We start from the raw sequence: 8,792 nt of genomic DNA, 5'->3' as shown, positions 1-8,792 counted from the left end.
CGTCGAGATCCAGGCTCATACGGCGGCCCACGCCGGCTCTCGACACCTACGCTGCCAGATTCCAATCAGATAAGGCTTGGTCGCGGCATCCATGCCGCTCACACCCCCTCAACCGGACCCACCCCGCCTTCGACAGTTCCCCGCGATCTGTCGGAACCTGCTGCTGATGGTGGGTGCCGACCGTTGGTCGGCACGGGGTCGGATATCGATGTCTGACAGATGTGTCGACCAACGGTCGACACCTACCAACAGCCGGCGTTGCCAGTAGAGCCACGCCATGCGTGGATGAATTAATTCGATATCTGACAGATGTGCCGACCAACGGTCGGCACCCACCAACAGCCGCCGGCCAACTGTCGAAGGCGGGGCACTGTGGGTTTGCGGGGTGTGAGCCGCATGGATGCGGCGACCAAGCCCCCATGGGTGAGGGCGCCTTGCTTGCGAAGCACTGCTTCGCAAGCGCCCGAACGCCCAGCCGCCAGCGGCTGGGCCGGACCCCGGAGGGGGGTTTACGGCGTCCCCGCTAACCCACAGTGCCCCGCCATCCCACGGAATGCCGCTCTGGATTTGGCCGTTGACGTTGCATTGAGCAGGTGCAGGGCGCAGCCCTGCCGAACCCCTTAGAACGGAGCCGCGGACTCGAACGCCAGCACGGCCCCCGTCACCGGGTGGCTGAACGCCAGCGCGCACGCATGCAGGTGCACCCGCTGCGCCGGCGTGGCGCCATACAGCACATCACCCACGATGGGATGGCCAAGACTGGCCATGTGCAGCCGCAACTGATGGCTGCGCCCGGTCACCGGCTCCAGCGCCACGCGCGTGCGCTGCGCCTGCACATCGCGGGCGAGCACGCGCCACCGCGTCAGCGCCGGCTTGCCACGTTCGTGGTCGACCTGCTGCTTCGGCCGGTTCGGCCAGTCCACGATCAACGGCAGGTCCACCGCGCCGGCCTCTGCCTCCAGCAGCCCCTGCACCACCGCCTCGTAGCGCTTGCTGACACTGCGCTGCTCGAACTGCATCGACAATGCCGCCTGCATCGCCTTGCCGCGCGCATGCAGCAGCAGGCCCGACGTCACCTGGTCCAGGCGATGCACGGTCAACGCATCCGGGTACAGCGCCTGCAGCCGCGCCACCACGCAATCCTGGTTTTCTTCGCTGCGGCCGGGCACGGACAACAGGCCGGCCGGCTTCTCGGCCACCAGCAGTGCGTCGTCGATGTAATGCAGGTGGATCATCAGTCTCCCTGGCCCTCAAACAGCAACGGGGAAGCCTGAGCTTCCCCGTTGCCTGGTACCGACCAACGGTCGGTACCTACCTTCTGGATCACGTACCGACCAACGGTCGGTACCTACCTTCTGGATCACGTACCGACCAACGGTCGGTACCTACCTTCTGGATCACGTACCGACCAACGGCCGGCACCTACCTTCTGGATCACGTACCGACCAACGGTCGGTACCTACCTTCTGGATCACGTACCGACCAACGGTCGGTACCTACCTTCTGGATCACGTACCGACCAACGGCCGGCACCTACCGGTCAACGCCGGTATCAGCCCAGCAGGTGGGCGACGCCGGAGCGCTCTTCTTCCAGCTCGGCCAGGGTCTTGTCGATGTACTTCTGGCTGAAGTCGTCGATCGGCAGATCCTTGACCAGGGTGTACTTGCCGTTCTCGGTGGTCACGGCGAAGCCGAAGATCACGCCTTCCGGAATGCCGTAGGAACCGTCGGACGGCACGCCCATGGTGACCCACTTGCCGTTGCTGCCCAGCACCCAGTCACGCACGTGGTCGATGGCAGCGTTGGCGGCCGAAGCAGCCGAGGACGAGCCACGGGCTTCGATGATCGCCGCGCCGCGCTTGCCCACGGTCGGGATGAAGGTGTTGGCGTTCCATTCCTGGTCGTTGATCGCATCGGCGATGGAGGCACCATCGGCAGTGGCGAAACGGTAGTCCGGGTACATGGTCGGGCTGTGGTTGCCCCACACGACCAGCTTCTCCATGCCACCGACCGGCTTGCCGAGCTTGGTCGACAGCTGGCTCAGCGCGCGGTTGTGGTCCAGGCGCAGCATGGCGGTGAAGTTTTCCGGCTTCAGGTCCGGGGCCGACTTCATGGCGATGTAGGCATTGGTGTTGGCCGGGTTGCCGACCACCAGCACCTTCACGTCACGGCTGGCGACCTTGTTCAGCGCCGCGCCCTGGGCGGTGAAGATCTTGGCGTTTTCCAGCAGCAGGTCCTTGCGCTCCATGCCCGGGCCGCGCGGACGCGCGCCGACCAGCAGGGCGATGTCGGCATCCTTGAAGGCCACTTCGGCGTCGTCGGTGCCGACCATGCCGGCCAGCAGCGGGAAGGCGCAGTCTTCCAGCTCCATCATCACGCCCTTCAGGGCGGCCTGGGCCTTGTCGACCGGCAGTTCCAGCAGCTGCAGGATGACCGGCTGGTCCTTGCCCAGCATTTCGCCGGAGGCGATGCGGAACAGCAGGGCGTAACCGATCTGGCCGGCAGCGCCGGTCACGGCAACACGAACGGGTGCTTTCATGGGGGTTTCCTCTTGCTTGCAAGCGTTGGATGGAACGCCGCGGGCGTGGCACGCAGGCCTGGCGGGCGGCGGGGAACAGGGAAACGGCCACCGAGGGGTGGCCGTTTCGAAGGGGGATCAGGCGGCGAGGATCTTGTTCCACTCGGCGACGCGGTCGGCCTGTGCGGCCAGCGCGGCGTCGACGTCGCCTTCCAGGGTGATCGAATGGATCACGTCGCCCTGCTTGACCGAATCGACGATGGCCTGGCCTTCCAGGACCTTGCCGAAGACGGTGTGGCGGCCGTCCAGCCAGTCGGTCTTGATGTGGGTGATGAAGAACTGGCTGCCGTTGGTGTTCGGGCCGGCGTTGGCCATCGACAGCGAGCCGACCTCGTGCTTCACGCCGTTCTTCTCGTCCTCGAACTTGTAGCCCGGGCCGCCGGTGCCACGACCCTGCGGGCAGCCGCCCTGGATCATGAAGTCGGCGATCACGCGGTGGAAGATCAGGCCGTCATAGAAGCCCTGCTTGACCAGGTTGACGAAGTTGGCAACCGTCAGCGGCGCCTTGTCGGCGAACAGCTCGACCTTGATCGGGCCCTGGGTGGTGTCGAAAGTGGCGATGAGGGACATGAAGATCCTTGATGCAGATGGGGTTGCGTCTAGCCACCTAGTTTACACCCGGCTCGTGGCAGCGGCGCCTTCGACCATGGGCCAACGGGACCGGTCCCGCCGGCCGGGGGGCGCCGTTCAGCCAGCCCGGGCAGGCCCCTGAATGGGCCTCTGGCCGGGCCTGAAATCAAGGTTTTCGCGAATCGTCAACTTCGACGTATAATGTTGGACTTCTTTTTCCAAATCCGGCGCCGACTGGCCCCCTTTCGTATGTCCATCGAAAACCTTCGCAACATCGCCATCGTCGCCCACGTCGACCATGGCAAGACCACCCTGGTCGACCAGCTGCTGAAGCAGTCCGGCACCCTGTCCGAGCGTACCGTCCTCGCCGAGCGCGTGATGGACAGCAACGACCAGGAAAAGGAACGCGGCATCACCATCCTGGCCAAGAACACCGCCATCACCTGGGAAGACAAGAAGACCGGCATCAAGAACCGGATCAACATCGTCGATACCCCGGGGCACGCCGACTTCGGCGGCGAGGTCGAGCGCGTGCTGTCGATGGTCGACACCGTGCTGATCCTGGTCGACGCCATGGACGGCCCGATGCCGCAGACCCGCTTCGTCACCCAGAAGGCCTTCGCGATGGGCTTCAAGCCGATCGTCGTGGTCAACAAGGTCGACCGCCCGGGCTCGCGTCCGGAGTGGGTCATCGACCAGGTCTTCGACCTGTTCGACAAGCTCGGTGCCACCAACGAGCAGCTGGACTTCCCGATCGTCTACGCCTCGGCCCTGAACGGCTACGCCGGCCTGGAAGACACCGTGCGCGACGGTGACATGACCCCGCTGTACGAAGCGATCATGCAGCATGCGCCGAAGCCGGAAGTCGATCCGGAAGGCGCCTTCCAGATGCGCATCAGCCAGCTGGACTACAACAACTTCGTGGGCGTCATCGGCATCGGCCGCATCCAGCGCGGCACCCTGAAGAAGAACATGCAGGTCGCGGTCATCGACCGTGAAGGCAAGAAGCGCAACGGCAAGGTCGCGCAGGTGCTGGGCTTCCTGGGCCTGGAGCGCATCGAGCAGGACACCGCCGAAGCCGGTGACATCGTCGCCATCTCCGGTATTCCGGAGCTGACCATCTCCGACACCCTGTGCCACCCGGATACCCCGGAAGCGCTGCCGGCACTGACCGTCGACGAGCCGACCATCTCGATGACCTTCCAGGTCAACAACTCGCCGTTCGCCGGCAACAAGGACCTGTCCGGTGGCAAGTTCCTGACCAGCCGCCAGATCAAGGACCGCCTGGACCGTGAAAAGGTCCACAACGTGGCCCTGAAGGTCGAACAGCTGGAAGACGCCGACAAGTTCCTGGTCTCCGGCCGTGGCGAACTGCACCTGTCGGTGCTGATCGAGAACATGCGTCGCGAAGGCTACGAGCTGGCCGTGTCGCGCCCGGAAGTCATCATCAAGGAAATCGACGGCCAGATGATGGAGCCGATCGAACAGCTGGTGGTGGACATCGAAGAAATCCACCAGGGCGGCGTGATGGAAAAGCTGGGCACCCGCAAGGGCCAGCTGAAGAACATGGAGCCGGACGGCAAGGGCCGCGTGCGCCTGGAATACTCGATCCCGGCCCGTGGCCTGATCGGTTTCCAGAACGAGTTCAAGACCCTGACCCAGGGTTCGGGCCTGCTGTTCCACGTGTTCGACCATTACGGTCCGAAGGAACAGGGCGCGATCGCCAAGCGCATCAACGGCGTGATGATCGCCAATGCGCCGGGCACCACGCCGGCCTACTCGCTTGGCCCGCTGCAGGAACGCGGCAAGCTGTTCGCCGCTGAAGGCGACAACGTGTATGAAGGCCAGCTGGTCGGTATCCACTCCAAGGACAACGACCTGACCGTCAACGCGATCAAGACCAAGCCGCTGACCAACATGCGCGCTTCGGGCAAGGACGATGCGATCCAGCTGACCCCGGCGATCAAGTACTCGCTGGAACAGGCCCTGGACTTCATCGAGGACGACGAGCTGGTCGAGATCACCCCGAAGGAGATCCGCCTGCGCAAGAAGTTCCTGACCGAAAGCGACCGCAAGAAGGCTTCGCGCGGCGGCTGAGCCTGACCCGTGAGCCAGAACGGCTACAACCCGGATCCGCACCGGCATCCGGGTCTCCACGTCATCGCCCTGCTCGAAGCGAGCAAGGCGATGCTGGCGTTGTTGGCTGCGACCGGGCTGGAAATGCTCGGTCCGCAGCCGCTTCGCGATGGGGTCAATGCCCTGATCCGGCGTTTCAGCCTGGACCCGGATCACGGCACCCTGCCCTCGCTGCTGAACATGATCAGTCCCGACGCGGTGCACCTGGCCGCAGCGGCAATGATCGGCTACGGCCTGCTGCACCTGGTCGAAGCCTGGGGCCTGTGGAAGGCCAAGGCTTGGGCCTCCTGGCTCGGCTGCCTGACGGCCTCGATCTACCTGCCCTTCGACATCTACGCGGTGCTCCGCCATCCCGGCTGGGCGTCCTGGAGCGTGCTGGCGATCAACCTGATCGTCGTCTACGTCCTCGCCCGCGACCTGCGCAAGCGCCGCCACTGAGCAGCCGCTACACTGACGATTGGAGCCGACCCAGCCGTCCGATGCGCCCGTTCCTGCCTTCCCTGCTGACCTGCCTGATCGCGGCCCTGCCCGCGCTGCTTGCCGTGGGCTGCAGTCCGGCCACACCTGCGGCGCACGCCGCCACACCTGGCAGCAGCAACGTGCCCTTCCCCTACGCCGAAACCGACGTGGCCGACCTGCAGGCGCGGATGGTCAGCGGTGAACTGGACAGCGCCACCCTCACCGCCGCCTACCTCAAGCGCATTGCCGCCCTGGACCGCACCGGGCCGCGCCTGCGCGCGGTGCTGGAGCTGAACCCCAATGCCCTGAAGGAAGCGGCCGAGCGCGACCGCGAGCGCCGTGCAGGCCGCCTGCGCGGCCCGCTGCATGGCATCCCGGTGCTGCTGAAGGACAACATCAACGCCGCGCCCATGGCCACCACGGCCGGCTCGCTGGCGCTGCAGGGCTTCAAGCCCGGCGACGCCTACCTGGTGCGCCGCCTGCGCGAGGCCGGCGCGGTGGTGCTGGGCAAGACCAACCTCAGCGAATGGGCCAACTTCCGCGGCAACGACTCGATCTCCGGCTGGAGCGCCCGCGGCGGCCAGACCCGCAACCCCTACCGCCTCAGCCATTCGCCCTGTGGCTCCAGCAGCGGCAGCGCGGTGGCCGTGGCCGCCAACCTGGCCAGCGTGGCGATCGGCACCGAAACCGACGGCAGCATCGTCTGCCCGGCGGCCATCAATGGCGTGGTCGGGCTGAAGCCCACCGTCGGCCTGGTCAGCCGCGAGGGCATCATCCCGATCTCCTTCAGCCAGGACACCGCCGGGCCGATGACCCGCAGCGTGGCCGATGCGGCCGCCGTGCTGACCGCCATCGCCGGCCGCGATGATGCCGACCCGGCCACCGCCACCATGCCTGGCCGCGCCGTCTACGATTACACCGCGCGGCTGGACCCGGAGGGCCTGCGCGGCAAGCGCCTGGGCCTGCTGCAGACGCCACTGCTGAAATACCGTGGCATGTCGCCGCTGATGGACCACGCCGTGGCCGAGCTGCGCCGCGCCGGTGCGGTGGTGGTGCCGGTGGCCATGCCCAACCAGGGCGCCTGGGACGAGGCCGAGCGCACCGTCCTGCTGTACGAATTCAAGGCCGGGCTGGAGCGCTACTTCGCCACCTACCAGGCCCCGATGCGCAGCCTGGCCGAGCTGATCGCCTTCAACCAGGCCCATGCGAAGCAGGAACTGGGGCTGTTCGGCCAGCAGCTGCTGCAGGAGGCCGACGCCACCGCCGGGCTGGCCGACCCCGCCTACATCCGTGCACGCAGCGACGCGAGGCGCCTGGCGGGCCCTGAGGGCATCGACGCGGTGCTGGCGGCACACCAGCTCGATGGCCTGATCGCCCCGACCACCGGCATCGCCTGGCCGCTGCGCAGCAGCGGTGACGATTTCCCGGGCGAGAGCTACAGCGCCGCCGCCGTGGCCGGCTACCCCAGCCTGAGCGTGCCGATGGGGCAGATCGACGGCCTGCCCGCCGGCCTGCTGTTCATGGGCACCGCCTGGAGCGAGCCGAAGCTGATCGAGATGGCCTACGCCTACGAACAGCGCACCCGCGCGCGGCAGCCGCCGCGGTTTGCCACCGACGCCCTGATCGACGCCGGCGATCCGTAATCTCGAATGGTAGTGCCGGCCGCTGGCCGGCAGATCCCGGGTTGCCGGCCAGCGGCCGGCACTACCGATCCGTCGGCTCCCCCGGCACGATGGCCGCCTCACCATCCTCCGCACCAGGCGAACGCACGTCCGCCGTGCGCGCACGCGGCCCGCGCGGCATGTCCAGCTCATCCTCGTGCTGCAGGCGCGCACGCACCTGGGGCAGCGACTGCGGATGTTCGCGGGCGAGGAAATCCAGCATCCGTTCGCGCACCAGGCAGCGCAGGTCGAAGGCATCGCCGGAGCTGCGCGCACTGACCAGCAGGCGCACCTGGATCGCGCGTTCGCTGGTGTCGGTCACCTGGGTCACGCACACGCGGCCATCCCACAGCGCCTCGCCGCGGCAGATGCGCTCCAGTTCGGCACGGATCGCCGCAATGGGCGCGCGGTAGTCCAGCCAGAAGAACGCGGTGCCGAGCAGGTCGGCGCTGCGTCGCGTCCAGTTCTGGAAGGGGTTTTCGATGAACCAGGTCAACGGCACCACCATCCGCCGCTCATCCCAGATGCGCACCACCACGTAGCTGCTGCCGATCTCCTCGATGCGCCCCCACTCGCCCTCCACGATCACCACGTCATCGAGGCGGATCGGCTGGGTCACGGCGATCTGCAGGCCGGCGATCAGGTTGCCGAACACCGGCTTGGCCGCGATACCGGCCACCAGGCCGATCAGGCCGGCCGACGCCAGCAGCGCCGAACCGACCTTCGCCACCATGTCGAACTGCAGCAGCACCAGCGAGGCACCGAGGACGATGATGCCGCCCATGATCACCCGGCTGAGCACACGGGTCTGGGTCTGGATGCGGCGCGCTTCCAGGTTGTCGGCCACATCGATCGGGTTGCTGCGCAGGATGGCGCGCTCGATGGCACTGACACCGCGTACCAGCAGCCAGATGAAACACGCCACCAGGCTGATATGCAGCACCCGTTGCAGATTGCCCAGCAGCGGATCCTGCAATGGCGTCGCCTGCAGCGCGGGAATCAGCAGCAGCAGCGGCAATGCCGTGGCCAGTGGCAGGCCGAGCACACGGCCGATGCGCGCACGGCGCCGATCGCGCCCTTTCAGCCGGTGATAGATCCACAGGATCACCCAGGCACCGATGCCACCGATCACCAGCGCCAGTCCCAACGGCCACGCATAGGCCTGCATGTGCTGCCAGTGCACGCTTGCCACCTCCACTCGAACACGCGAATGGACAGGGTCGCGCATGGCGCATGACTGTTTTGTATGCAGGGCTGGCGCCCTGCACCCGCAGAGGCAACGTCAACGTCAAAAGCCTGCATTCCGTGGGATGGCGGGGTGGGTCCGGTTGAGGGGGACGCCGTAAACCCATCCATGGGGGCTTGGTCGCGGCATCCATGCCGCTCAC

The 8,792-nt window shown here is 66.7% G+C and carries 7 protein-coding genes; 3 read left to right on the top strand and 4 right to left on the bottom strand.

Annotation, left to right across the window (positions count from 1 at the left end):
* Positions 1–620 precede the first annotated feature (620 nt).
* The 3 genes from QMZ26_RS20845 to QMZ26_RS20835 all read right to left on the bottom strand — a co-directional run bounded on the left by QMZ26_RS20845 (position 621) and on the right by QMZ26_RS20835 (position 3,148).
* Entirely contained in the window at positions 621–1,235 is a 615-nt protein-coding gene (locus QMZ26_RS20845; protein WP_283222544.1) for an RluA family pseudouridine synthase, read from the bottom strand.
* A 317-nt stretch (positions 1,236–1,552) separates the two neighbouring features.
* Positions 1,553–2,539, bottom strand: a complete 987-nt coding sequence (locus tag QMZ26_RS20840) for a malate dehydrogenase (protein WP_079220770.1) — start codon at positions 2,537–2,539, stop codon at positions 1,553–1,555.
* 117 nt (positions 2,540–2,656) lie between these two features.
* Positions 2,657–3,148, bottom strand: a complete 492-nt coding sequence (locus QMZ26_RS20835) for a peptidylprolyl isomerase (protein ID WP_079220769.1) — start codon at positions 3,146–3,148, stop codon at positions 2,657–2,659.
* Positions 3,149–3,397: 249 nt separating this feature from the next.
* Here QMZ26_RS20835 and typA point away from each other — a divergent pair, with 249 nt between their 5' ends.
* From typA to QMZ26_RS20820, 3 genes are read left to right on the top strand one after another with little or no spacing between them, the layout of a single operon-like run.
* Complete coding sequence (gene typA, locus QMZ26_RS20830; RefSeq protein ID WP_049456418.1) at positions 3,398–5,245, top strand: translational GTPase TypA; 1,848 nt, start codon at positions 3,398–3,400, stop codon at positions 5,243–5,245.
* Between the two features lie 9 nt (positions 5,246–5,254).
* Positions 5,255–5,722: a DUF2127 domain-containing protein gene (locus tag QMZ26_RS20825; protein ID WP_079220768.1), complete on the top strand. Its 468-nt coding sequence runs from the start codon at positions 5,255–5,257 to the stop codon at positions 5,720–5,722.
* Positions 5,723–5,763: 41 nt separating this feature from the next.
* Positions 5,764–7,386, top strand: coding sequence for an amidase (locus QMZ26_RS20820; protein ID WP_283222543.1), 1,623 nt, complete (start codon positions 5,764–5,766; stop codon positions 7,384–7,386).
* A 61-nt stretch (positions 7,387–7,447) separates the two neighbouring features.
* Here QMZ26_RS20820 and QMZ26_RS20815 read toward each other — a convergent pair whose 3' ends face one another.
* The gene (locus QMZ26_RS20815; protein WP_283222542.1) at positions 7,448–8,632 is read right to left on the bottom strand and encodes a mechanosensitive ion channel family protein; all 1,185 of its coding nucleotides are present in this window, start codon (positions 8,630–8,632) and stop codon (positions 7,448–7,450) included.
* Between the last annotated feature and the right edge of the window lie 160 nt (positions 8,633–8,792).

This window comes from Stenotrophomonas sp. PFBMAA-4, assembly GCF_030053215.1.
Lineage (GTDB): Bacteria > Pseudomonadota > Gammaproteobacteria > Xanthomonadales > Xanthomonadaceae > Stenotrophomonas.
Note: the sequence above shows the minus strand (reverse complement) of the source record. Positions and strands in the feature narration are given on the sequence as shown.

What these genes read in the sequence shown, in the direction of transcription:
- QMZ26_RS20845 (WP_283222544.1), bottom strand. Translation starts at nt 1,235, where the DNA reads ATGATCCACCTGCATTACATCGACGACGCACTGCTGGTGGCCGAGAAG.
- QMZ26_RS20840 (WP_079220770.1), bottom strand. Translation starts at nt 2,539, where the DNA reads ATGAAAGCACCCGTTCGTGTTGCCGTGACCGGCGCTGCCGGCCAGATC.
- QMZ26_RS20835 (WP_079220769.1), bottom strand. Translation starts at nt 3,148, where the DNA reads ATGTCCCTCATCGCCACTTTCGACACCACCCAGGGCCCGATCAAGGTC.
- typA (WP_049456418.1), top strand. Translation starts at nt 3,398, where the DNA reads ATGTCCATCGAAAACCTTCGCAACATCGCCATCGTCGCCCACGTCGAC.
- QMZ26_RS20820 (WP_283222543.1), top strand. Translation starts at nt 5,764, where the DNA reads ATGCGCCCGTTCCTGCCTTCCCTGCTGACCTGCCTGATCGCGGCCCTG.
- QMZ26_RS20815 (WP_283222542.1), bottom strand. Translation starts at nt 8,632, where the DNA reads ATGCGCGACCCTGTCCATTCGCGTGTTCGAGTGGAGGTGGCAAGCGTG.